Annotated in this window: 22 protein-coding genes and 2 pseudogenes; 13 read left to right on the plus strand and 11 right to left on the minus strand. The window is 30.2% G+C overall.

Translation table 11 applies throughout. The annotated features are described in order from the left end of the window. Nucleotides 1-81 precede the first annotated feature (81 nt). From CHB63_RS03505 to CHB63_RS03520, 5 genes and pseudogenes are all read left to right on the plus strand, one after another. Entirely contained in the window at nt 82-273 is a 192-nt protein-coding gene (locus CHB63_RS03505; RefSeq protein WP_089377029.1) for a cold-shock protein, read from the plus strand. A gap of 695 nt (nt 274-968) precedes the next feature. After that, the gene (locus CHB63_RS17040; protein ID WP_141107259.1) at nt 969-1133 is read left to right on the plus strand and encodes a Lacal_2735 family protein; all 165 of its coding nucleotides are present in this window, start codon (nt 969-971) and stop codon (nt 1131-1133) included. Nucleotides 1134-1149: 16 nt separating this feature from the next. Then, nucleotides 1150-1540: pseudogene (locus CHB63_RS17460) on the plus strand (DUF2452 domain-containing protein). Continuing rightward, a complete protein-coding gene (locus tag CHB63_RS03515; RefSeq protein ID WP_089377030.1) occupies nt 1522-1830 on the plus strand; it encodes a TIGR03643 family protein in 309 nt (102 codons plus the stop codon). Before CHB63_RS17460 ends, CHB63_RS03515 begins: the two are co-directional and overlap by 19 nt. A gap of 229 nt (nt 1831-2059) precedes the next feature. Then, a complete protein-coding gene (locus CHB63_RS03520) occupies nt 2060-2821 on the plus strand; it encodes a CDP-alcohol phosphatidyltransferase family protein (RefSeq protein ID WP_089377031.1) in 762 nt (253 codons plus the stop codon). A 27-nt stretch (nt 2822-2848) separates the two neighbouring features. Here the strand turns inward: CHB63_RS03520 and CHB63_RS03525 are convergent, their stop codons facing one another. Continuing rightward, the gene (locus CHB63_RS03525) at nt 2849-3592 is read right to left on the minus strand and encodes an arylesterase (protein WP_089377032.1); all 744 of its coding nucleotides are present in this window, start codon (nt 3590-3592) and stop codon (nt 2849-2851) included. Between the two features lie 31 nt (nt 3593-3623). Here CHB63_RS03525 and CHB63_RS03530 point away from each other — a divergent pair, with 31 nt between their 5' ends. Next, a complete protein-coding gene (locus CHB63_RS03530; RefSeq protein ID WP_089377033.1) occupies nt 3624-4313 on the plus strand; it encodes an ABC transporter ATP-binding protein in 690 nt (229 codons plus the stop codon). 44 nt (nt 4314-4357) lie between these two features. Continuing rightward, a complete protein-coding gene (locus CHB63_RS03535) occupies nt 4358-6853 on the plus strand; it encodes an ABC transporter permease (protein ID WP_089377572.1) in 2496 nt (831 codons plus the stop codon). Nucleotides 6854-6905: 52 nt separating this feature from the next. Here the strand turns inward: CHB63_RS03535 and CHB63_RS03540 are convergent, their stop codons facing one another. The 6 genes from CHB63_RS03540 to CHB63_RS03565 form a co-directional block, all read right to left on the minus strand. Then, a complete protein-coding gene (locus CHB63_RS03540; RefSeq protein ID WP_089377034.1) occupies nt 6906-8300 on the minus strand; it encodes a TolC family protein in 1395 nt (464 codons plus the stop codon). Continuing rightward, nucleotides 8297-9655, minus strand: coding sequence for an HlyD family secretion protein (locus CHB63_RS03545; protein ID WP_089377035.1), 1359 nt, complete (start codon nt 9653-9655; stop codon nt 8297-8299). The genes CHB63_RS03540 and CHB63_RS03545 overlap by 4 nt, the downstream gene beginning before the upstream one ends. A gap of 3 nt (nt 9656-9658) precedes the next feature. Beyond that, a complete protein-coding gene (locus tag CHB63_RS03550; protein ID WP_089377036.1) occupies nt 9659-11326 on the minus strand; it encodes a peptidase domain-containing ABC transporter in 1668 nt (555 codons plus the stop codon). Next, entirely contained in the window at nt 11316-11996 is a 681-nt protein-coding gene (locus CHB63_RS03555; protein ID WP_089377037.1) for a TetR/AcrR family transcriptional regulator, read from the minus strand. The genes CHB63_RS03550 and CHB63_RS03555 overlap by 11 nt, the downstream gene beginning before the upstream one ends. Before the next feature lie 143 nt (nt 11997-12139). Then, entirely contained in the window at nt 12140-12784 is a 645-nt protein-coding gene (locus CHB63_RS03560) for a thiamine phosphate synthase (protein ID WP_089377038.1), read from the minus strand. Nucleotides 12785-12823: 39 nt separating this feature from the next. Then, nucleotides 12824-13435 (minus strand): DEAD/DEAH box helicase, encoded by a 612-nt coding sequence (locus CHB63_RS03565; RefSeq protein WP_089377039.1) that lies wholly within the window; start codon nt 13433-13435, stop codon nt 12824-12826. Between the two features lie 95 nt (nt 13436-13530). On the opposite strand from CHB63_RS03565, the gene CHB63_RS17100 reads away from it, so the two are divergent. After that, nucleotides 13531-13695 (plus strand): hypothetical protein, encoded by a 165-nt coding sequence (locus CHB63_RS17100; RefSeq protein ID WP_176420231.1) that lies wholly within the window; start codon nt 13531-13533, stop codon nt 13693-13695. Between the two features lie 21 nt (nt 13696-13716). Here the strand turns inward: CHB63_RS17100 and CHB63_RS03570 are convergent, their stop codons facing one another. Together CHB63_RS03570 and CHB63_RS03575 are read right to left on the minus strand one after the other, a co-directional pair. Next, nucleotides 13717-14442 (minus strand): class I SAM-dependent methyltransferase, encoded by a 726-nt coding sequence (locus CHB63_RS03570; protein ID WP_089377040.1) that lies wholly within the window; start codon nt 14440-14442, stop codon nt 13717-13719. 155 nt (nt 14443-14597) lie between these two features. After that, nucleotides 14598-15413: a carbonic anhydrase gene (locus CHB63_RS03575; protein ID WP_089377041.1), complete on the minus strand. Its 816-nt coding sequence runs from the start codon at nt 15411-15413 to the stop codon at nt 14598-14600. A 294-nt stretch (nt 15414-15707) separates the two neighbouring features. On the opposite strand from CHB63_RS03575, the gene CHB63_RS03580 reads away from it, so the two are divergent. Continuing rightward, a complete protein-coding gene (locus tag CHB63_RS03580) occupies nt 15708-16664 on the plus strand; it encodes an aldo/keto reductase (RefSeq protein ID WP_089377042.1) in 957 nt (318 codons plus the stop codon). A gap of 102 nt (nt 16665-16766) precedes the next feature. On the opposite strand, the gene CHB63_RS03585 is transcribed toward CHB63_RS03580, so the two are convergent. Continuing rightward, nucleotides 16767-18338: an alkaline phosphatase family protein gene (locus CHB63_RS03585; RefSeq protein ID WP_089377043.1), complete on the minus strand. Its 1572-nt coding sequence runs from the start codon at nt 18336-18338 to the stop codon at nt 16767-16769. 299 nt (nt 18339-18637) lie between these two features. Further along, complete coding sequence (locus CHB63_RS03590) at nt 18638-19552, minus strand: helix-turn-helix domain-containing protein (RefSeq protein WP_089377044.1); 915 nt, start codon at nt 19550-19552, stop codon at nt 18638-18640. Nucleotides 19553-19784: 232 nt separating this feature from the next. Here CHB63_RS03590 and CHB63_RS03595 point away from each other — a divergent pair, with 232 nt between their 5' ends. From CHB63_RS03595 to CHB63_RS03610, 4 genes and pseudogenes are all read left to right on the plus strand, one after another. Next, nucleotides 19785-21041 (plus strand): DUF418 domain-containing protein, encoded by a 1257-nt coding sequence (locus tag CHB63_RS03595; RefSeq protein WP_089377045.1) that lies wholly within the window; start codon nt 19785-19787, stop codon nt 21039-21041. A 50-nt stretch (nt 21042-21091) separates the two neighbouring features. Further along, a complete protein-coding gene (locus CHB63_RS03600; protein ID WP_245856750.1) occupies nt 21092-21553 on the plus strand; it encodes a nuclear transport factor 2 family protein in 462 nt (153 codons plus the stop codon). Between the two features lie 407 nt (nt 21554-21960). After that, a pseudogene (locus CHB63_RS17465) lies at nt 21961-22167 on the plus strand (amino acid permease); the annotation flags it as partial. A gap of 573 nt (nt 22168-22740) precedes the next feature. Then, a complete protein-coding gene (locus tag CHB63_RS03610) occupies nt 22741-24066 on the plus strand; it encodes a CapA family protein (protein WP_245856752.1) in 1326 nt (441 codons plus the stop codon). Nucleotides 24067-24494 lie beyond the last annotated feature (428 nt).

Raw genomic sequence — 24494 nt, forward strand, 5'->3', positions numbered from 1 at the left:
AAGTCAAGTAATATGTTGAATATCAAAAAAATGATACCATCTTTGCAATTCAATTATTATAATAAAATAAATTACATTAAAATGAGTAAAGGAACAGTAAAATTTTTCAATGAAACCAAAGGATTTGGTTTTATCACTGAAGAAGGAGTTGAAAAAGATCACTTTGTACACATTTCTGGATTAATTGATGAAGTTCGTGAAGGCGACCAAGTTGAATTTGATCTACAAGAAGGTAACAAAGGATTAAACGCAGTAAACGTAAAAGTTATTTAAATATATACTTCAAGTTTTGCAAAAGCCCATCAATATTGATGGGCTTTTTTTTGTTCAATTTTTAATATTTGAGAACCAAAAATTCATTTTCTTTTGTAAATGTGCCGTTTATCTATAGTAATTTGCATTTTATCGAAAGCTAATTATAAAAATAATTTTAAATAATAGTTTTAGATCAGTAAATGAAACATAAAGTAAATCTTGAATAAGATCAATAAAAAGAAACATTTACAATATTTAATATAATTTCTAATTAATGAGAAATATTAGGTGTTCATTAATATTTAATAAAAAAATAGTGCATTAAAAAAATAGTGATAATCCCATATTTAAAATTTACTTTACTAAATAGGAGTATAATTAATTATAAATATTTTTGCACCTTATTAATAATTCTGGTTTTTTTATAGATACAATGGCTATCTGTATTTAAAAATTACACTATATCGATTCAGGTTATGATTCACTAAATGGATCATTCTCGAAAGGGTGTGTTATACAATTTTGTCTTCCATAAAAAAGTTAAAGTACCCTTTTAATAATAATTATTTCAAAAAATTTAATAAATAGATTTTTATTGCTAATAAAATTATTTTATTAAAAATACTTTTGTTTAGTAAAAAAGTAAAAAGATTAAACAATTATTCGTACTTTTGTTTTTTATAAACAAAATATATTTCTATAGTTAAAAAATTATGTTCGGAATATTCAAAAAGAAATCAAAGAAAGAAAAATTACAATCTCAATATGAACAGCTTTTAAAAGAAGCTTATAAACTATCTAAAATTAATAGGAAAATGAGTGATCAAAAAAACTTTGAAGCTGCGGAGATCATGAAGCAAATTATAAAGTTGGATTAATATATTTTTAGTAAAAATGGTAGAAGAAAAAAAACCTGATAATGTAGTGTTCAATTCAGTAACTCAAAAGTACGATGCTGCTCTTAAACCGCATGCAACATCTATTGGAGCGCCTGTTATTACTGCTACTGATACCGTAGCTTGGAAAAAATAGAAGTATTAATAAAATAAATCATTAAGTAGAAGCTAGATTTTTAGAGTTAAAAAATGATGTGTGAGTTTGAGTACAACAGATTAATTTTTAATTCAAAATTTAATTTTGAACCTATTTTAGAAATGTTTATCATTTATATAAAAGAGATAATGAAGAAACTTTTTTATCAATTATTGCTCCAGATGAATGTAACTTTTATTCATTAGGAAGTTTTCGTTTAAACACCGGCCAAATATGGGAAAAAGTAGTTTAGAAATTATATTAGAAAAGGAACTAACAGATAGGCAACTAGATCGCATTATAGAAATGGCTTGGGAAGACCGCACACCTTTTGAAGCTATTGAATTTCAGTTTGGACTTCCAGAAAAAGATGTTATTAAGTTAATGCGTGGGAACCTTAAGGAGTCCAGTTTTAAACGCTGGAGAAAACGAGTAAATAGTGGAGTAAGTGCAAAGCACTTAAAAAAAAGAAATCAAGATATTACACGGTTTAAATGCTCTAGACAAAGGGCAATCTCGGGCAATAAAATTAGTAAACGTTAATGCATAATGTATTTAATATAAAAGTAAATTTTATAAAAGAATTTAGTGCTATACCCTATAGGATATATCATATTTTTGTTTAATTTATAAATCATAACTATAAACGAAAAATAATATCTAACTGCAAGAAATATCTAATCTATTATACATTTGTAAATTATTTTAAAAGTTTACTTTTTATTTAGGTTTAGGTAATTAAATTATTATTAAATAGAATTTAAAAATAAGTATGTCTAAATTACCTAATGAGCACAAGTTTGTAGACCTTTCAGATTACGGAAGGCCTATTGCAAGAATTATAGCTAATTCGTTAAAAGAAACTTCATATACGCCTATTCATGTAACAATTGGGTTTGTTATTTCTGGTTTGATAGCAATTTATTGCATACTATTTGATTATTTATGGTCGGCTGCTTTTTTCTTAATATTAAAATCTATTCTAGATGCTGCAGATGGGGAGTTAGCAAGATTAAAAAATACACCTTCATATACTGGCCGTTATCTCGATTCTATTTCAGATATAATTTTAAATTTTTTTATTTTTTTAGCAATATGGTATACAACAGAGGTTCATTTGACATATAGTTTTCTTGCGTTCATAGGAATTCAATTACAAGGTACTTTATACAATTATTACTATGTTATTTTGAGAAATAATTCAAATGGTGATACTACGAGTAGAATTTTTGAATATGATACTCCATTTGCGATGAAAGGAGAAACACAAGAAAATGTAAACTTGCTATTCGCTATTTATAAATTTTTATATGGAGCGTTTGATAAAACAATCTATATGCTAGATCCGAATGCATATAAAAGTAAACGTTTTCCTAGTTTTTTTATGACAGCTATATCAATTTTCGGATTAGGTTTTCAGCTCTTAATAACAAGTATGATGTTAGTTTTAGGATATAAAGACTATATCATTTCTTTTTTTATATTTTACACTTTACTGATTTTTTTGTTCATTGGTATTAGAAAATTTTTATGATTTTATAAAACTATAAATAGCTGCTTATTAAGAGATTATAGGTTCTAAAACAGTCCAAACATTATTTGCTAGTATTTTATGCCCATCAACTGTAGGGTGAATTCCATCTGCTTGGTTTAATGCAGGTATACCACCAACATCTTTTAATAAAAATGGAATTAAAGTTAGTTTATTTTTTGTAGCTAATTCAGGAAAAATAGTTTTAAACTCGTTAATATAATCTTGTCCCATATTTGGAGGCAGTTGCATACCAGCTAATATAATTTTAGTAGCTGCATTTTTTTCTAGCACAGCATCAATAATTGCTTGTAAATTTTCTCTGGTTTCTTTTAAAGGAACCCCGCGCAAACCATCATTAGCACCCAATTCCAAAATAAAAACATCAATTTTTTGATTAAGCACCCAATCTATTCTACTTTTTCCGCCAGCAGTTGTTTCACCACTCACTCCAGAATTAATAACAGTATAGCCCAATGAAAGCGAGTCTATTTTTGATTGAAGTAGCGCAGGAAAAGCATCATTTACATCATCCAGACCAAAACCCGCAGTTAAACTATCACCAAAAACTAAAATAGTTTTTGAAGTACTACTTTCTTGAACGTTACTTTCTGCTTCAACCAGCGCTTTTTCAGTAGTCTTTTCCTTTTTAGGAGTGTCTGCTCCACAAGAGAGTAGGATTAGTAATAGTGAAAAATAACAAAACTTTAAGAAAATCTTTATTACATTATTATTAAAATTCAAAATCAATTGTTTATTTTTCAAGTTCAGCATATTTTGAAAGGATATAAATTAAACAGGTACTATGACAAAGATATTAAAGATTCATGAACTAGAGAAAACTTATACAAGTGGTTCAAAAAAATTAACTGTATTATCAAATATTTCTTTTGAAGTTGAAAAGGGAAGTATTTTTTCTATTGTAGGCCCTTCAGGAAGTGGTAAAACTACCTTACTTGGTTTGTGCGCTGGTTTAGATAATCCAAGCGCTGGTTCTATAGAATTATGTGGAAGTAATTTAGAAAACTTAAATGAAGATGAACGCGCACAATTACGTAATAAAGAAGTTGGATTTATTTTTCAGAATTTTCAATTACTACCTACACTAACAGCGTTAGAAAATGTAATTGTTCCCTTAGAGTTGCAAGGTGAAAGAAATGCCGCTAAGGTTGGTATGGAATTGCTTCAAAAAGTAGGATTGGCAGATCGTTTTCATCATTATCCATCACAATTATCGGGTGGTGAACAGCAAAGAGTAGCATTGGCCAGAGCTTTTTCTAACAAACCTTCAATTTTATTTGCCGATGAACCCACTGGGAATTTAGATGAAGAAACAGGTGAAAAAGTGATTCAATTACTTTTTCAATTAAATAAAGAAGCAGGAACTACCTTAATTATCATTACCCACGATTTAGATTTAGCGAATAGAACGCAACAAATTTTGCGGTTAAAAGGAGGGAAAATTATGTCTAACGAAAAAACTATTGCAGGTTAATGAGTAAATTACCTTCAAAAACTTCCGTAAAATGGCTGTTTAAAATGGCTTGGCGAGATGGAAAAGCAAGCATTTCCAGATTAATGCTTTTTATGGCATCAATTATTTTGGGTATTGCGGCTGTTGTTTCCATTCAATTGTTTAGTGATAATTTAAAACAAAATATTAAAAATCAGTCCAAAGCACTAATGGGTGCTGATTTTATTATAGACAGCAGACAGCTTCCTACTAAAAAAGTGCAAGCAATTATAGATTCTTTAAATGTGGCAGCTTCAGAAGTTAATTTCGTTTCTATGGCTGCATTTCCAAAAAATGATGGCACAAAACTCGTAAAAGTTCGTGCAATAGAAGGTAATTTCCCTTTTTACGGAACCTTAGATACCGAGCCAGTGAACGCTGCTTCAATCTATCAGGAATTGGGTGGAGCATTGGTTGATGCTACGTTAATGTTGCAATTCAATATAAAACCCGGAGATTCTATTAAATTAGGCAAGCAAACATTTCCAATTATAGGAGCGTTAAAATCCATTCCGGGGAGTACCGCTTTTTCCTCTTCAGTTGCACCAACTGTATTGATTCCTTTTCGTTTTGTAGACGATACAGAATTGTTGCAATTAGGAAGTAGAAAGGAATATCAATACTTTTTTATTGCGCCACCAACAATGGATTTGGACTTATTAGATAAAAAAATAGATCCTGTTTTAGATGACGAAAATGCTGACTTGGATACACATACAAGTACTAGTGAGCGTTTAGGCAGAAGGTATGATAACGTAAGTAGATTTTTAAATTTAGCCGCATTTATTGCGCTTTTATTGGGTTGTGTTGGTATTGCAAGTTCTGTTCATATTTATATTAAAGAAAAATTGCAAAATGTAGCAGTTCTAAAATGTTTAGGAGCCACAAGAAAACAAACGTTTTTAATTTATTTATTGCAAGTTGTTGGAATTGGGCTAATTGGAGGTGTTTTAGGTGCTGTTATTGGCATTGGATTGCAATATGCCTTTCCTTATATTTTACAAGGATTTTTACCTTTTGACGTTCAAATAGCGATCACAGTACAGCCATTAATAATTGGAATAACCTTAGGTGTTTTAATGTCAGTATTATTTGCTTTGTTGCCATTGTTAGGCACTTGGTATGTTTCTCCGTTGGAAGTTTTAAGAGGTACAGATGAAAACTTAGTAAAACCAAGAAAAGCACGACTTTTTACGTTTGCAGCAATTTTACTTTTTGTGTTTTTATTTTCATTCTGGCTATTAAAAGATGCGATATTCGGATTGGTGTTTACGGTTGGTATTTTAATTACGTTTTCTATTATGGCGGGAATTGCAAGCCTTTTTATGAAAGCTATTAAAAAATATTTTCCAAGTAATTGGGGATTTACAAAACGTCAAAGTTTGCTGAATTTATTTCGCCCAAATAATCAAACAATGGTATTAATTTTAGCCATTGGTTTAGGTACTTTTTTGATTAGCACCTTATATTTTACCAAAGATATTTTGTTAGCCAAAACATCAATTGAGAATAATAAAGACAATGCGAACATCATTTTAATGGATGTGCAAAACACACAGAAAGAAGCTGTTATAAATACAGTGCTTCCAAAAGGTTTGGAGATAATTGATAATATTCCTATTGTAACTATGCGATTGCATCAAATTAAAGATCAATTGGTGAATGACATTAGAAAAGACACTGCTTCAACTATGAATCAATGGATTTTGAATCATGAGTTTAGGGTAACCTATAGAAAATCATTATTAGCTTCAGAAGAAATTTTAGAAGGAAATTGGTCGTCAGCAGTAGAGGAGGGCAAACCTATTTTAATTTCAATATCAGATAATATTGCCAGAGATGCTGCTTTAGAAATTGGAGATCAGCTAATTTTTAATGTTCAAGGAGTTTTAATGGAAACTATAATTGGAAGTATTCGAAAAGTAGATTGGGGACGGATGCAATTGAATTTCTCTGTAGTATTCCCAACAGGTGTTTTAGAAAATGCACCACAATTTAATGTGTTAACTACCTATGTGTCAGATGAAGCCAGTTCTGCAGACTTACAACGAGATTTGGTAAAGAAATTCCCTAATATTTCTGTATTGGATTTACGACAGGTGTACACTTTAATTGAAGATATTTTAAATAAAATTTCTTGGATTATTAATTTTATGGCTTTCTTTAGTATTCTTACAGGCATTATTGTTTTAATTGGTTCGGTTAGAAATAGTAAATATCAGCGAATTAAAGAAAGTGTGTTGTTAAGAACTTTAGGTGCAAAGAGTAAACAAATTTTACAAATTACAGCGCTGGAATATATTTATTTAGGAATGTTAGGCAGTTTGGTTGGTATTTTATTATCGCTTATTAGTAGTCAATTATTAGCAGTATTTTTATTTAAAGAGCCTTTTATTCCGTCTGTTGTTCCATTTTTAGTGTTTCTTCCAGGAATTACCATGTTGGTTTTATTAATTGGGTTAAGTAATATTAGAAGTGTTTTAAAAAGTCCGCCTTTAGAAGTATTGAGGAGAGAGGTTTAACTATTAGTCTTTACATGAAACGATTATAGGAGCAAATTACTAATGTTTATATTTAAAGTTCCAATTTATTGACGACTCTTAATAGATTTGACTTGCTGTTAAATAATTGATATTCGGTATCTATTATTTTTAATTGATTTTCTATTAACTTTACTTCTCTATAATTTACTAGAAATAAAGATCCCTCACCAAGACTAAATTTACGTTCTTCACTTTTTACTAATTGTTTATAATCTTTTATTAGGTCTATTAAAATAGCGTATTGTGCTTTATAAGATTCTATTTCTTGAAAAGTACTTTTAATTTTATTTTTCAAACTAATTTCGGTAGCAGAAATATCAAAATCAATATCTTTTAACTTTAGTTTTGCTAATTTTAAATCGGCACGCTCTTTCCTTAAAAAAAGAGGAAAGCTAATATCTAATCCTGTTTTATAGCTTGATGTATTTAATGAATTAATAGACTTAAATTCTGTAGTTAAAAAATTATATTGTAAATCAATTTTGGGTAATAAATTATTAGCTTTTAATCGTTTATCTATAGTCAAACTTTCCTTTTTAAACCCAAGTTCTTGTAGTTTAGGGTGATTTTGAATATAATAATCTTTCATATTTAAAATAGAACTATTTAAAACAACATCAATAGAAGAAATAGTGTTTGTGTCGGGTTTTATTTTATCTTCTAATTCTAAAGGTAAATTATTATCTAACCATAAATAATTAGAAATTTCTAGTTTTGATTTTATATAGCCAATTTTAGATTTTTCAAAAGAGAGCATTCTGTTTTTTAAATTAATACTTGCCTCTAGTGTATCTATGGCTGGTTTATCGCCTGCTTTATAACTTATGCTAACATTATTTAATCTTGTTTTAGCATTTGCCACATAATCGTTATAAATTAATTGAGTTTCATAATTTTTTAGCCAATTAAAGTAAGAAATAATGCTATTATATAATATATCATTAAGAACAAGTTTTTGTTTAGCTTCTGCCTGTTTGTTGTATAATTTGGCTTGTTTTAAAGTTGCCATTCGTTCATTTGTTAGTAAACCTTTTGCAAGTGATACTGATATACCTGCACTATACAAACCATCTGTAGGAACTGTAAATTCTGGATTTAGATAGGAACCTTCATTATTTTCATAATTCGCTTTTAATTCTACACCGTACCATGTTGGTATTTTAAATGTTGCATTTAACTTATCATAATACTCGGTATTCTTAAACTTTTTACTATTATAATCTACTTCTAACTTTGGATCAAAAGCACCTCTAGATTTTAGTAGCTTAATTTCACTTTCACTAGTAATAAGTTTTGCTTGTTTTACAATAGGATGATATTTTTTTACAAAACCTAAATATTCTTCCAATGTTAAAATAGAATCATTCTCTTGTGAAAACCCAATAAAATAGCTAAAACAGCAAGCAATTATCAATAATTTTCTCATCCTTTTTTAGTTTTTGAAGTGTCTTTTTCATCACTGGACTGATAGAAGTTAGGAGGGAAACTGTTTATTTGACGCCATAATTCAAACCAAATAGGAACATTATTTAGAAGTGCAATAGTCTTTGCTCCTGAACCAACTCGGATTGCTTTTGGCCAATTAACATCCGTATCGTCTGGAGCTAGCAGCACACGATATTTTCCATTATCACTAATAAAATTTTCTATCGCTACAATTTTAGCTCCATAAGTTCCGTGAGATACATTAGGCCATCCGCTAAATACTATAGCTGGCCAACCATCAAACAGAACACGCACATTTTCTCCAATATGAATGAGTGGCAAATCTATTGGACGTACATACATTTCTACTGCAAGTTCATAATCTGCAGGCATAATACTTATTAATTCTTGCCCTTCTTTAAATGTTTCTCCAATACCCGATATAATAGCTTTATTAATGTAACCATCTTGCGGAGCTGTAACAAAAAGTAAGCTACTTCTTTTTCTATAATTAGCCAAGTTTGTTTCTAATTTAGATGCTTGAGCTTGTGTATCAAAACCTCCAGATTGTGCTGTAAACAAATTACTTTGTGCTTTAGCTATTTTGTCTCCATAAGAGGCATTAATAGTTAAAATGACAAGCTCGCTATTAATCACATTGTTTTTAGTACTTAAAAATTTATTTTGTTGAGAAATTAATTTAGCATTGGCTTCTTGCAGTTTAGATAGTTTCTCTTCAACCTCTTTTACAGCTTTTAGTCCTTCTTTTTGTAGGGTTAAAGTACGCTCATATTGTGTTTTAGCAATATCTGCTTTTATTTTTATTACCTGTAAATCAATACTATCACTTTTAACTTTTAAATTTGATTGGATTAACTTATTTTTTGCTTGCTCTAACTTTAAAGAACGTTCCTGTTTTAGAGCCGAAATTTGACTTTGTAGCGCTACCCCTTTATTTTTATAAGCTTCAACAGATGATGATTTAGCATTGAGTTGGTCATCTGTTCTTTGAGTTAATTGTTCATCAAAATAATCGCTTTTAACTTCCGAAATACGAAGTATGGTATCACCCTTTTTAACAAAATCTCCTTCTTGTACAAACCATTGTTCTATACGTCCAGGAATCTGCGATTGTAATGTTTGTGGTCGTTGGTTTGGCTTTAGTGTTGTTACGTTTCCTTTACTAGTTATATTTTGTGTCCAAGGAAGAAAGAGAATAACTACTAAAATTAAAGAAAATACTAGTAAAAACTTTCTAAAACCCTTATGATATTCTTTATTAAACAATTCTTTTCCAGACTTATAATTGGTTAAATCTATAAAACTTGAGATTTTATTATTTGAAATATTTAACATAATTTATAATTTACTATTAAAAATTACTCCTCTTTTAAGAGTAATAATTTTATTACAGTTATTTTTCCAGTTTTCATTATTACTTATCACAATTAAACTCCAAGCTTGTGATTTTTTGGTTAAAAAATCTATTATTTCTTGTGCTTCTTGTTTCTGAAATTGGTCTAAAGGGTTCTCAAGAATTAATATTTTTGGTTTTTTTATAATAGCTCTAGCTAAAACTATTTTTTTAGCTGTAGTGTCTGCTATTTGCCTACCTTCAGGTTTTAAAATTGTATTTAATCCTTCTGACTGTTGTTTTAAAAATTCTGTTAAGCCCAAACTCTCAAAAACTTCATAAATATTACTATCTGAAATGTCTTTATCCCCAAAAGTTATATTTTCCCTTAAGGTACCCTCAAAAGGTGTTTCGTTAGAAAGAGATAAGCCTAGATTTGCTCTATATTGATTAATTAACAAGCTTTCCAAGGAAAGGTTATTGACATAAATATATCCATCACTTGGCATTATTATTCCAGAAATAAGTTGCAACAAGATAGATTTTCCTGAACCATTTTCTCCTTCAATTAAAATTCTATCTTTAGGTTTAACGGTAAAAGAAACATCTTTTATAATTGGTATATTTCTTTCAGAAACTCTATATGAAACGTCTTTAAATTCTATAGTTAAATCTTCGTCCGGATTAATTAATTCTCCATTTTGAGGTTCTAATGGTTTATCTATAATTTGGCCTAATTTTTCTATTGAAGTTAGCACATCGTAAAATGATTCTAGTCCTAAAATTAATTTTTCAACAGAATTAATTACTAAAATAATTATAATTTCTGCAGCTACAAATTGCCCAATATTCATTCTTTGGTTTAGTACTAAAAAGCCTCCAATTAATAATAAACCTGCTGTTACGAGTACCTTAAAACCAATCATTTGTATAAATTGTAATATCAGAATTTTAAAATGATTTTCTCTAGAATCTAGGTATTCAAGAACTAAATCGTCGGTCTTTTGCATAGCTAATTTTGTTTTTCCTGAAAGTTTAAAACTAATTACAGAACGAGACATTTCTTGTATCCAATGAGCTACTTTATATTTATTTTTAGATTCTTTTAAACTGGTCTCTAATCCTTTTTGCGCAGTATACTTAAATACAATATAAATTAAGAATAAAAGCAATAAACCAAAAACAATAAAGAATGGATGATAAAAAGAGAGTAGAAGTAGTGCAAAAATAATTTGTAAAAAGGCCGAAGGAACATCAATTAAAATCTTAGACAATCCTTTTTGAATGGTTAATGTATCAAAAAAACGATTTGCTAATTCTGGAAGATAATAATTGCGTAGTTCACTCATTTTTATCTTCGGAAAACGGTAACTTAATTCAAAAGAAGCTCTCGTAAAAATGCGCTGTTGAATGGTTTCAATAATGCGCATTTGCATTAATTTTAAAATACCCGAAAATGCGACACCTACAGTTATTAATATAATTAGTACAATCCAAGAGGCAGATATTTGAGCACCTTGTAATAAACCAATAATAGTCTGAATACCTAGAGGTAAAGATAACGCTATAACACCTTCAAAAATAGCATAATAAGCAATTTGAAAAATGTCTTTTCGTTCTAATTCTAATAAACCCAAAAAACGTTTCCAAGGTGATAAAATTTTATTTTTCATTGCATAATATCTTAAATGTTAAATCTTTAAAAAAGTCTGTTGGTGTCAATTTGCTACTGCAATTTGTAATTGATTTAAAGTGAACTTTTATAAATTGTTGATGTAATGCACTCTCTATAATAGTACTTGCTAAACTTAAAGGGTATTTATACAAATCGTTATAAGCTGAAATTATTTCTGCTATCCTTTGAACAATTCTTTTATATGGCATAAAGTAGCCTTCATTATTTTCTATATCCACATCTTTTGTTAAATACGATTTAGAGTTTTCATTAATTATTATTTGGTTAAGTAACACCTCATTAATATGACTAAATTTATTGTCTTGTTTGGTTGTTCTTGTAACCACTTCTATAGCTTTATTTAACTTGTCTTTTGAATTACTAATACTATAGGTTTCAATTACTAACTGATATTCAATCCAACTCCAATACCAAGATGTAAGGTAAATTAATAACTTGTGTTTACTTTCAAAATAGCGATATATAGAACTTTCATTAGAACCAATAAGTTGTCCTAACTTTTTAAAATTAAAATTTTCAAAACCAATTTCCTCAATCTGAATGATACTGTTCTCTATAATTTTTTTACCTAATGCAGATGATTCAGGGTCTTTAAGGTAGATACCATAGGGTACTTCTATTTTAATATTTGAAAGTAATTTATCCATAAATGTATTTATTTTGTGCAAATATAATAGTAATACTATTAAAAATAAAATTTTATTTGATAAATCCTAAAAATTAAGACTTGAATTATTGTTAATAATATTATATTAATAATTGTTTGTAAAATTCTAAAACCATTCAAGTTTTATTCAAATGTATAGCGTTGCTCTTCTGTTGAAGATGCATTTAGTAATTGGTGAAATGTAGTTATCTTATTAAAATTGCTGGTAATTTCTTTAGATACCGCAATTCCAGAAACACCTGTTTCTAATATGGCTTTAACATCATCTTTGGTAATGCCTCTAAAGCCAATAATTGGTGTCTCTGTTTTTAAGACATCTGTAATTGCAGTATAACCACGTAAACCTAAAACCGCAGGTATGTTGTCCTTGGTTGTTGTTAATCTAAAAGGGCCTAAACTAATGTAATCTACATCTTTAGCAATTAAAGCTTCGCAATCTTGCAAGTTGTTTGCGGTTCCGCCAATTAGTTGCCAAGTGTATAAATGTTTTCTGGCAATAGTAGGGCAGGTAGCTGGTTTTTCCAAATGTACACCATCTGCTTTAATCGCTTTTGCTATTTTATAATGATCATTAATAATTAACCTGGTTTGAAAATGAGCTGTGATTTCTCTAGCTTCTTCTGCCAACGTTAATAATTTCTTTTCTGAGATATTTTTTAAATGTAATTGCACTAATTCTGCACCAGATGTACACGCTTTTTGAATGTTTTCTAAATGCTCCTTTGGAGAATTTCCCTGAGATATATAATGTAGTTTAGGTATGGTCATTTCTTCGTATTTTGTTAAAACATATTTCTATAAGAAGGCCTAAATAGTGACTTTTTTAGAGTATTCCATAAAATAGGATTCAAAGCGTTTTAGAATTGGGTGCATTTTTTCTGAATATAGCACATACTGGCACTTATCAATACTTTGAGTAATGGACATCAGCGCATTATATGCTGTTTTCTGAACTAAAAACTCAGCGTCATCAACACTAAATATCATTAATTGAGAGGTGCCTACACCATTTGATAAAAACAATTTATTCATTGTTTCTGGTGTGGAGATAAGAATATCTACACCTTCAAATATTTCTGATTTTTGCAAATCAAGATAAACATGTTCAAGCCCTACATAAACTCGCAACGAACTATGTCGCGTATATATTAAAAAAGCATCATATAATTCTAAAGCTTTTTCCTTATTTTCTACAAGAACTATAGCCCTTGGAAGCGTTCCAACTGCCTCAAATTTTAATTTTTGCAAGGTAGTAAGTATAAGCGTGGTTGTTTTACCACTATCTTTTGCAGCGGTGCAATAAACATTGGAACCACTTTTAATTACAGGAATACTCTTGCTCTGAAAAGGAGTAGGTGTTACTATTTCTAGATCCTCTAGCTTCTTTTGTATCTCAGCATATAATTTTTTAAAAGGCATTTGGTGTAGTATTTTTAATAATTAGGGCAAATATACTACCTGCAAATGAAATAAATGGGAGAAGTTACTTTTTCTATTTTATAAAAAGCAATCATATGTTTGGAAACGGACAAATTAGTAATCTGTTATTTAACATTAACCTAAAACAGGAGGGAAGTGTAATGGATGCGGAAAGGAATAATCAAATACCAGAAAAATGCACTAAAAACGGAAATACGAATGTTTATTTTCCAAGTAAAATTTTTGAAGTTACTCGTTGATATCCCTATAAAAATATTTGATTACCAAGCCTCTATAATTAAAGCAGGACTATCAATAGCATACGTTTCCATATTAAAATTTCCATAGTAGTTACAATTGTTGAAACCAGCTTTATTCAATAAAAGTGCTAGTTCCTCTTTTAACAGAGGCAACAATTCAATACTGTTTTCAATTATTTGTTGCGTTGATTTAACTATTAAACGGGTATTAAAATCAATCTTATTTTCAGGTTTACGATAACAATAATTTCGTTCAAATATAATTTCATCGTTTTCTATGAGGGGTAATTGCTTAATGTTTTTTTCAATAATTCTATTATAATTGACTATTTGCAGTAATAATTTTCCATTTGATTTAAGTACAGCTTTTGACTGTTTTAAAAAATTAGCTATTTCATCTAACGAATTCAAATGGACTAAGGTATTTCCAAAACAAATGATGCTATCTACAGAATTTTTATCAATAAAAGTATCTAATTTAAGCATACTTAATTGTTGAAATTGAATGGATTTTGACACATCTCCATTTTTTTGTGAGGCTACTCGTATCATTTCAGCATCCATATCAATACCCAGTACGTTCTTGTAATAATTAGCCAACTCAAATGAAAGCGTTCCAATTCCACATCCAATATCTAAAATTTTAGAATCACTTTTTAGTGTTTTAAACTTAATAAAACCAACTTGATTGGCATTGATTTTAAAAATATGGTGATAATAGGGTGCAATTTGCTTATAAAAACTCATAAAAAGTATTTTAGCATCTAAGATAGTAGTTACAAACCATTTTAAATTGTCTTTGAAATAGTTTTAAATTACAAAAATTAATAAAGTGGATTCATAGTTTAATTACAAGTTCCAGATAATCTAAAAATTACAAATGGTTATCAGGATTTAAAATATCAATTCGTCATTTTCACAACTCTACCATTTAAAGGTTGCTCATTTCTATAGTTATTTTTAGGCATTAGTTTTTGTAATTCTTTTAATTGCACTTCAGAGATAGTAATAGGCTCCTTTAAAACGATCCAAGTAACATTTTCGCTACAAGGCGGTGTTGTTAACGAACCACTATAAGTATAAAAAGCTTTGTTATCTGGCAAAATACTTGCCATATTAAATGGCGCATCAACAATTTTTTTCTCATTGACAATTAAAGGTAAATAGCTTTCTAAAAATGTGAATGGCTCACTATTTATACCTTCTTCAGCCATAATACCAATAACCAGAATTTCGCCTTTTTGATTCACATGTACTAAATGTATTTCAATAGGATAACGCACACCATTAATGGTATGTTCTGCAGCTTCATGAAAATGAAATTGTTTTAATACGTACTTTTCAGTATTAAAAAATAAATAATCGCCTTCTTCAAAATTAAACTGAATAGAATGTCCATTATTTGTTACATCATGGATCTTGGTATTTGCAGTATAATTTAACTCTAATGGTTTTAAATTAGGATCTAATGTTGCATCAATTTTTATTATATTAATTGGAGATTGAGAAGTACCGCCGCAACTAGATCCTTTTTCGAATTCTGCCCAATGTTCTGGTCCCGTTTCACCAGAATAACTCCAATGAAGGTCATTGTCTTTATGCTTAGTATCATGCTGTACAGTATCTACTATTTTAGTGTCTTTAGTTTCTTTATTGTTTTTGCAAGCAATTGTTAAAAGAGCAAAAACTAATAGCCCTAGTATTCGTTTTAGTTTCATTTAATAATTTATTTATTATGTTGTATAAATCATAACAAATATAAACCTAAAATGTGGTATAATATTATAGCTATCACATAAAAATCACCTCTAAAAGTCTTTTTTATTAACTTATTAGAATACTTTTATGTGAGCCTGAATCTAGTAAAATCGAGATGACATTGAAGGGAAACAAAATATATGTGTGAAATGGAATAATCTGTTTTTATTTTAAGTGAATTAATCAGATCTTTTATAGTATATTTCACCATTAAAATTTTAAAAAGAACTTAAATTCTTAAAAATACCAGAACAATGTCGAAGACAAAAATGGGGTTAGGTTTAGCGGCTTTAGGAAGACCTGAATATATCAATATCAGGGATGGTATTATTCCAAATAAAACGCTGGTAGCTTTTAGGGAGAATGCTTTTAGTGTTCTTAATTTTGCCTATAAACAAGGCATCCGATATTTTGATACAGCACCTTCTTATGGAAAGGGCGAACAGTTTTTAACAAACTGGAATTCTAAATATCAGCACATGGATGTTATTTTAAGTACAAAATGGGGATACACGTATGTGGCAGATTGGGAATTAGGTTTTAGTGGAGCTCATGAAGTTAAAGAGCATTCTTTAGATAAATTAATAGAGCAGTGGCAAATTTCAAAAAAACTACAACCCGCTTTAAATATATACCAAGTACATTCTACAACGTTTGAAAGTGGTGTTTTGGAAAATAAAGACGTTTTGAATCAGCTTTACGAAATAAAAAAACAAACAGGGTTACAAATTGGAATCACCACAAGTGGATTAAATCAAACTGAAATTATTGAAGCTGCATTAAAAATACAGATTAAAAAAGAGGATTTGTTTGATAGTTATCAAGTAACGTATAATATTTTAGAACAAGCTTCATATGATATTTTAAAGCATTTGCTTCAGTTAAAAAAGACTGTTATTATTAAAGAAGCCTTAGCGAACGGTCGTATATTTAAAAATGAAAAATTTAGCCATTATCAAAAGCTTTATGATGTTTTAGATGCTTTGGCTAAAAAACACCAAGTAGGCACAGATGCTATAGCAATCAGATTTGTAATGGATAATTTAGAACCAACATATTTACTTAGTGGCGCATCAAGTAAAGAGCAACTTGAACAAAATATGAAAGCTCAAAATTTTAAACTTAAAAAGGAAGAATTGGCTTTGCTAAAATTATTTAAAACAGCTCCTAAAGATTACTGGGAAGAAAGAAATGAGTTAGTTTGGAATTAGCAACTAATAACTATTAATAACAACCTAAAATAAGGTTCAATTAGAATCCCATTCCTGCCTGTTGACAGACAGGTTTAAAACTTTCTTTACCCAAGAGAGATCCTACTGATTATCGAAAGAGTTTAAAATTTTCTTCATATGTTCCAACGATTCTCCTATTTTAATTTCCTTTTTTAATGCCCCTACATTCGCTAGATCTTTCGCTAATTCATGTGCCATACCTAAAACAGCTTTTTGTAAATCATTAAGTGGATAGTGGTAATTGTCATTATCCTTTGAACCTTTGGGGTTATCTATAGAATTAAAACAAGGCCATTCTGTACCTGGCAAAGGACTCGTTCTATTAAAAATCTCCAGAAAATCCGGGGCTGAGGCATCTCTATCTGTTAAATGCTCAAAATCCCATTTCATACCAAGTGTTTTAAGCATAGAAGTATGCTGTTTTTGAGAGTTAATCACCTGTGGATCTGACCAAGCCGAAATCATAATTGTAGGAACTCTAATGCCCAAACGATCAAAAGGGAACCCCATTTCGTTAATAGATCCATCATTAGGTGGTGTAGCGCATTTTGGAGGAGATACATGATCATAACAGCCACCATGCTCATCATAAGTTATACAAAGTAAGGTATTTTCAGAATTACTGCCAGTTGGTTTTTGACTATTAGATTTTTTAATAACAGTATATACCTCATTCACCAAATCTTCACCAGCAGTTACTGAGGACGGCTGAGTAATACCCAGAATCTTAATTGGTGGGTGCATATCGTTATGATTAAAGAACAACCTTGGCTCAATAAAAGAGTAAGCAGGAAGGTCACCATTTTCAACATCTTTATGAAAATCTTCCATATGTCTAAAATGTAGTTTTCGTTGTTTTTTTTCTTTAAAAAAAGGCCAGAGCTTTTGAAAATGTATTAATAATGTTAACGGAAAGACATCCATTTTATCGTAATAGATAACCCAAGGTTTGCCTTGTTCTTCAAGACGGTTAAAGATTGTATCACGATTAAAATCTTTTTCCAACCATTTTGTATATTTAGTGTTGACCACCTGACCGTTAGAAGTAGCAGCATTAAAAAATGAACGGTTGCAAAAAGTCTGGCTAGGTACGGCACAATGCCAACGGTCAAAAACCGCAAAACTCTTTGCAAGTCCCGACATAACAGGTACTTTCTCAGCAGCAAAACATTCCATAATAATGCTATATTCATCACTATGGGGTGTATGAAAGATACCCATATTGCTATCTATTTTGTTATAATAATCTTGTACAAAACCCGTCATAGGAGCAGGATAAGGCAATTCTGAACAAGCTACCGACTTAGGAGTGCCAGTAACAGGCTGATTGTAAGGTGGTTTAAAATGTTTTTGTTTTGTAGAAAAAGCATTTTTTGAAGGATGTACACAATTATACAGTTGAGTATTGATGTGAGGGAAGTACTCGCCAGGATCTGGATTAGGATTATCCATGGTTGTACCAGGTCTTACTTTAATAGGTTCGCCATCACCATGAACTCGTTTTCCATCCGTTCGTGTAGGAGAAGGATTTGAAAGGTTTTTTCCTATTACACCATCAAATTTTTCAGAGGCATAGCCTAAAATATTATCAAAAGAGCGGTTCTCTAGCATTAGAACAACAACATGGTCAAAACAATCTAGTTTATTTTTCATAGTTATTTTTTAAAAGTTAGTAGTTGTCTGTAAGTTAAGGTTTTAATTGCAAACAAATAATATGGTAAAAAAAATTAGAATAGTATACCAATCACAAACACAGGGTTAAATAAAAATTTGTGATTTTAGATAATGACAAATTATAGTTACAAATAATTGCAGGATCTTGATTTTTTGATAATTACAAAGAATTCATGGAGACTTAATAGAATAATAACTCTGCGAGTAATTTAGCATAATATAGAATTATAACATTTAAAACTTAAATCGCAATTGCTTTTAATATAATTGTTAACAGTCTAGTTAATGGAAGAACGAAAGTCTTTAGGTGAAAAACCAACTTTTTGTTTGAATAATCTGCTAAAATGCTGTGGGTATTTGAACCCTAATTCATAGGCAATTTCACTTATTGACTTATCAAAGTCAAAAACTTTTTCCTTGGCTATATGAATAAGCTTTGTTTGTATATACTCTTGAGCAGATATTCCTGTTTCTCTTTTAACTAAATCTCCAAAATAATTAGAAGATAAATGTAAATGGTCAGCAAAATAGCCAACAGATGGTAATCCAAGTTTTAGTGGCTTGTCTGAAGCAAAATAATCGCTCAAAAGCGTGTCGAATTTTTCCAAAGAACTCTGATTCACAATGTCACGTGTGAGAAACTGTCTGTCATAGAAACGCAAACAATAATCCAAAAACAGTTCTATATTGGCCACAATCAACTTTTTACTATGCTTATCTAAATTTTGCTCCAATTCGAATTGGATTTTATCAAAAACACTCAATATAACTTTACGCTCTTTGGTTGAAAGGTGCAAAGCTTCGTTAGTGGAATAAGAGAAAAAACTATACTGATTCATTTTTCTTGCCAGATTAGTACCTAATAACAAGTCAGGATGAAATAACAATGCAAATCCTTTTGGTACAAAGTCAGGTTTGTAACCTCCTAATTCTATAGTTTGATTTGGGCTTATAAAAACAAGCGTCCCATCGTCATAGTCATATGGTTTGCCACCATACATTATTTTACATCCTTTGGCATCTTTTAAAAAGATAGCATAACACTTAAAGTGAAAAGCATCATATTTTTTGTTTTTAGGTCCTTCTTCAATAACTTTATCAAAATCGATTATACTAACCAAGGGATGCAGTAACTCTTGATTTCTTAAACTACAATAATCAGCAACTGAATTGATGTTCAAAATATTATTCATAATCCAACTTAATTTTGATTAAAGATAAGGTATTGATCTGCTATTAATCAAATATCATAACTTAAATCAGTGAAAATGGTATACAATTCAGTAATCTTGGTATAACAAAGATTTAATTGAATCGGTAATTTTGGATCACAGTAACGAATCAATTTTGTATTAATGTGGTTTCAGAAATGAAAAAACACGTTTTAATAGTAATTGGTTAAATATTTAAATCAATTATAAAATTATGGAAGAAAACATATCCCTATCATCACCACTTAAAAGAATAACCGTATTAGATGCATTAAGAGGATTTGCTCTTTTGGGCGTAATTTTGATACATATGATTCAACATTTCGGAATATTTTCAATGTCATCTCAAAATGAAGTACTTCATTTTCCAATGTTAGACGAAGCAGTGCGATGGATTGGGAACAATATCATAATGGGAAGATTTATAAATATTTTTGCCTTTCTCTTTGGGATAAGCTTTTTTATCCAAATGGACAGGGCAGAAAAAAAAGGTGTAAACTTTCGTTTTAGATTTATTTGGAGAATGATTCTATTGTTATCTCTTGGCTTATTAGCTCATTCCTTCTTTAATCTCGAAATCATTTCCATTTATGCTTTCTTTGGACTATTGCTTTTACCACTGTATCGTGTAAAAAATTATATGTTGTTAACGCTTGTAGCACTACTATTAATAGGAGGTCCACGTATAATACAAGTAGTAAATCACAATAACAAATTAGCAAAAGAGCAAGTAGTGGTATCAGAGGAAAGCAATAATGATCAAACAGCACGGACACTACCCGAACATACTGCCAACCCTTCCTTCTTAAATAGTGCAAAGTATAATTATGAAGAACGCTTACCTGGCAAGTTAAACTATCAATTTGGATTCATTGGGCGAGGTTATATAACACTTGCTTTATTTATTCTTGGCTTGTATGTAGGTCGTAATCGTTTCTTTGAAAAAATAGATGAGCAAAAGAAACGTAATTTATGGCTCTTTGTCGGATTTCTTTCGGGAACTTTACTAATTACCTTGATTCAGAAAATACTCCCTGACCAAAATATGTTTATTTTATTTAGGCCTGATGGTCAAAATATTTCAACATCAATATTGCTGACTAGGACTTTAGAGGATATTGGAATGGTTCTATTTACAGGGGCTTTAACAATGGGCTTCATTTTGCTTTATCAAAAAACCAAATTTAGAAACTACCTTGAAGTTTTATCGCCTTATGGAAGAACAGCATTGACAAATTATATAATTCAAGGTGTAATTGGTTGTCTTATCTTTGCACCATGGGCATTTGGAACCATTTTTAGTGATTGGGGAGTATCGGCCTTGTTTTTTCTGGGAATTGTAATTTATATTGTGCAAATAATTTTTAGTAAAATGTGGCTCAAAAGATTTTTGTATGGTCCTTTGGAGTGGCTTTGGCGAAGTGGGACTTATTTAAAGTTTCAACCATTCATAAAAAGAGTAAACAAATAATGATGATTCACTTTTGCATAAATGAATATTAATAACTAATAAAACTTTAAATGATGAACACAAAAACCGCAATATTTGCAATACTAATCTCTGTTTTAAGCACGTCCTGGACGTTCGCACAAACTTCGGTTGAGCAGGAAATTACTGAACTCTCAAAAAATAAATGGCAATGGATGGCAGATAAAGATGTAGATAAACTGGCTATACTTTTTCACGATAAGTCAAAATTTGTGCATATGAGTGGTTCTTGGAAAAAAGATAGAGAGTTAGAAATCATTAAGTCAGGTAGCATCTGGTATAAAAAGGCAGAGGTGCATGATGTTGCTGTTGAAGTTTTTGGTGATGATACAGCTGTACTCTGGAACCGCATCACATTGACTGCTAATGTGCGTGGTAATGATGTGTCAAATGAATTTACCGTGACTGAATTTTATAAAAGAGAAGAAGGTGATTGGAAATTACTGGACTTGACATTTAGTAGTGTAAGGGACACCCATGAAATTGAACATTAAATAAGGCACTATATCTACAATTATGTGTAAATAGCCTGAAGTAGGTCTATACAGTAATTCGCCAGCGCACCAACTTTCTTAATTATAGCTTCAGCCACTGGCTAAATTAATAATATAAAATGTATTATAATGTTAGCGTTATGTTACTTTGCTTTGCTCACTTTTTTATTATTTTATAAATAGGAGTTTGCGAATTCCGTTTTACTCCATTTGAATAAAAGCAAAGTTTAATATTGAATTTTATGATAAGTTTTATACTAAATAGTTACTTCTACAATGTTAATGGAACACTCTTTTTTGAGTAGGTAGGAGCGTGGAGGAAAAGTGTGTGTAATGGCTAATTTATTTAAATTCAAAAATAACCCAATGTTTCTTTTACTTCCTCTTTATATTTTCTCCCAACAGGAATGTATGTTTCTTTGATAATTATATCGAGCATAAGTGCAATGGTATGGGCTGGTCCCCGGGTAACACAGGTTATGGCACAGGACCATAGGCTATGGAGGTGGTTTTCCAAAAAAACAAAAAGCAACGTTCCGCAACGTGCCATTTCGCTTCAAACCACCATAACACTTATGTTATTATTCACTGGAACTTTTGAACAGGTAATAATCTATAGTAGTTTTGTGCTACAATTGTTTGCAGCCCTAGTAGTAGCTGGAGTATTCGTAGTAAGACATAAAAATAAAATCAAAAGTGGATTTAGAAGACCTCTTTTCCCATTCCACAAATATTCTTTCTGGCACTCAGTTTTTGGGTGCTTCTTTAATTGATGTTTTCTCAACCATTAGAAACTGGTTTGGGTCTTCTTAATTTGTTACTGGGTTTTCTGGTGTTTAAATTTGATAATTTTTATAGCAAAAAAATGTCTAAATGATCAGCTATACCAAGGAAGTACCGAATATTCTATTTTGAATAAATTTAAGGTAGATCTTGAATTTGGTGGAGTAGTTAACTACTTGTGAAACCTTTTAATAAAGTTTTTATAAATGATATTTATCATTTACTGATATGATAAACCCCTGTAAATTTGATCGAGATTAACTATTAAATACTGAGAATTTGAAAGTTAAAAGTGGTAGTATTGGAAATATTAATATTATAAATTTATAGAAATGAATTAATTGGTAATGTTAATATTGAGGATAGCCATAAGAAATTACTTGAAGTGGTGTTTAATAATTTAGTTGATTAAATTAAATAGAAGTTGCAAAGAATTTGCGAAAAATTTTTCAAATCATAGTCATCTGGAAGTAAATTGGATATGGTTTTTTATTGACAGAAGTTTTAATCTAATGAAACCTGGAATTCTTCTTATCGGATTGTTGATAATAATAATGTCACTTCTATTAAGAGAGGTTAGTACTCAAAATAATACTAAAAAAAGAGTTGTTGAGATGCAGGATACTGACAAACAAATGAAGCTATTTCTTTGCGGTGATGTGATGACTGGTAGGGGTATAGATCAAATCTTACCACACCCCAGCAATCCAGAGATATTTGAATCGTATTTGAAAGATGCCAGGGGATATGTAACCATTGCAGAGAAAAAAAATGGTCTCATAGGATATCCCGTAAACTATAAATATATCTGGGGTGATGCACTTAAAGAATTTGACCGTACAAAACCTGATTTAAAGATTATTAATCTTGAAACGAGCATAACCACCAACAATTCATACTGGAAAGGAAAAGGAATCCAATACCGCATGCATCCTAAAAATATAGAATGCCTTTCAGTAGTTAAAAATTTATACTGTTCATTGGCAAATAATCATATATTAGATTGGGATTATAAAGGACTCACGCAAACTATTAACACCCTAGACAAGGCAGAAATAGAATATGCCGGAGCTGGTATTGATTTCCAAGCAGCAAATAAACCCGCTATAATTGAAATTGAGGGTAAGGGAAGAATTATAGTTTTGTCGTATGGTATGCCTTCGAGTGGAATTTTTTCAAGTTGGGCAGCACAGAAAAACCGACCGGGAGTTAATCTTCTAAAGGATTTATCACAAGCTGGCATTCAGGAAATTAAGGCACTTGTTGAAACAGTAAAACAACCCGGAGACATTGTGGTTTTTAGCCTGCATTGGGGAGGTAACTGGGGATATGAAATACATTCCAATGAAATGGAATTTGTCCACAGTCTTATTGATACAGCTCAAATTGATGTGTTTCATGGCCATTCTTCACACCATTTTAAAGCCATAGAAGTATACAATAACAAGCTAATATTGTATGGATGTGGTGACTTTTTAAATGATTATGAAGGCATTGGTGGAAAAGAGAGTTACAGAAGTGAATTAACACTTATGTATTTTGCCAACATTGATCCAGAAACAGGAAATCTGATAAAACTGGAGATTACTCCTATGGAAATCAAAAATTTTAGAGTGAACGAGGTTGTTACTTCAGACTTGCTTTTGGTAAAGGATCGGCTTAACCGTGAATGCAAGAGATACAACAGCTCAGTAACTTTGCAAAACAACCGGTTACTTTATAATTGGTGAGCAAACAACTGCAAATAAATATAATTTAGAACTTAAGCCGTAATTTCTTTTAACATAATTGTTCATTTCTTTATTATTTTAAAATATTGAATTCACGAACCACCTAATGTCGATTTGCCTAACGATATAGACCTAAAGGCACTATATCTGCAATTATGTGTAAGTTACTCACAGCTTTTTATTATTACTGGAGTTCGTGAATATTAGTATTAAAAAAATACTAATATTTGCCTGAAATACAACTATACAGCAATTCACCAGCGCGCCATCATTCTTGATAATTGCTTCAGCCACTGGCTAAACCAACAATACAAAATGTATTATAATGTGAGCGTTATGTTACTTTGCTTTGCTCACTTTTTTATTATTTTATAAATTAGGAGTTTGCGAATTCCGCTTTACTCCCTTTGGCTAAAAGCAAAGTTTAA

This window comes from Lutibacter flavus (assembly GCF_900188355.1).
In the GTDB taxonomy this organism is placed as follows: domain Bacteria; phylum Bacteroidota; class Bacteroidia; order Flavobacteriales; family Flavobacteriaceae; genus Lutibacter; species Lutibacter flavus.

What these genes read in the sequence shown, in the direction of transcription:
- CHB63_RS03550 (WP_089377036.1), bottom strand. Translation starts at nt 11,326, where the DNA reads ATGAAAAATAAAATTTTATCACCTTGGAAACGTTTTTTGGGTTTATTA.
- CHB63_RS03600 (WP_245856750.1), top strand. Translation starts at nt 21,092, where the DNA reads ATGATGAACACAAAAACCGCAATATTTGCAATACTAATCTCTGTTTTA.
- CHB63_RS03525 (WP_089377032.1), bottom strand. Translation starts at nt 3,592, where the DNA reads ATGCTGAACTTGAAAAATAAACAATTGATTTTGAATTTTAATAATAAT.
- CHB63_RS03560 (WP_089377038.1), bottom strand. Translation starts at nt 12,784, where the DNA reads ATGACCATACCTAAACTACATTATATATCTCAGGGAAATTCTCCAAAG.
- CHB63_RS03535 (WP_089377572.1), top strand. Translation starts at nt 4,358, where the DNA reads ATGGCTTGGCGAGATGGAAAAGCAAGCATTTCCAGATTAATGCTTTTT.
- CHB63_RS03590 (WP_089377044.1), bottom strand. Translation starts at nt 19,552, where the DNA reads ATGAATAATATTTTGAACATCAATTCAGTTGCTGATTATTGTAGTTTA.
- CHB63_RS03540 (WP_089377034.1), bottom strand. Translation starts at nt 8,300, where the DNA reads ATGAGAAAATTATTGATAATTGCTTGCTGTTTTAGCTATTTTATTGGG.
- CHB63_RS17100 (WP_176420231.1), top strand. Translation starts at nt 13,531, where the DNA reads ATGTTTGGAAACGGACAAATTAGTAATCTGTTATTTAACATTAACCTA.
- CHB63_RS03530 (WP_089377033.1), top strand. Translation starts at nt 3,624, where the DNA reads ATGACAAAGATATTAAAGATTCATGAACTAGAGAAAACTTATACAAGT.
- CHB63_RS03565 (WP_089377039.1), bottom strand. Translation starts at nt 13,435, where the DNA reads ATGCCTTTTAAAAAATTATATGCTGAGATACAAAAGAAGCTAGAGGAT.
- CHB63_RS03595 (WP_089377045.1), top strand. Translation starts at nt 19,785, where the DNA reads ATGGAAGAAAACATATCCCTATCATCACCACTTAAAAGAATAACCGTA.
- CHB63_RS03575 (WP_089377041.1), bottom strand. Translation starts at nt 15,413, where the DNA reads ATGAAACTAAAACGAATACTAGGGCTATTAGTTTTTGCTCTTTTAACA.
- CHB63_RS03555 (WP_089377037.1), bottom strand. Translation starts at nt 11,996, where the DNA reads ATGGATAAATTACTTTCAAATATTAAAATAGAAGTACCCTATGGTATC.
- CHB63_RS03545 (WP_089377035.1), bottom strand. Translation starts at nt 9,655, where the DNA reads ATGTTAAATATTTCAAATAATAAAATCTCAAGTTTTATAGATTTAACC.
- CHB63_RS03570 (WP_089377040.1), bottom strand. Translation starts at nt 14,442, where the DNA reads ATGAGTTTTTATAAGCAAATTGCACCCTATTATCACCATATTTTTAAA.
- CHB63_RS03580 (WP_089377042.1), top strand. Translation starts at nt 15,708, where the DNA reads ATGTCGAAGACAAAAATGGGGTTAGGTTTAGCGGCTTTAGGAAGACCT.
- CHB63_RS03515 (WP_089377030.1), top strand. Translation starts at nt 1,522, where the DNA reads ATGGGAAAAAGTAGTTTAGAAATTATATTAGAAAAGGAACTAACAGAT.
- CHB63_RS03520 (WP_089377031.1), top strand. Translation starts at nt 2,060, where the DNA reads ATGTCTAAATTACCTAATGAGCACAAGTTTGTAGACCTTTCAGATTAC.
- CHB63_RS03585 (WP_089377043.1), bottom strand. Translation starts at nt 18,338, where the DNA reads ATGAAAAATAAACTAGATTGTTTTGACCATGTTGTTGTTCTAATGCTA.
- CHB63_RS03505 (WP_089377029.1), top strand. Translation starts at nt 82, where the DNA reads ATGAGTAAAGGAACAGTAAAATTTTTCAATGAAACCAAAGGATTTGGT.
- CHB63_RS17040 (WP_141107259.1), top strand. Translation starts at nt 969, where the DNA reads ATGTTCGGAATATTCAAAAAGAAATCAAAGAAAGAAAAATTACAATCT.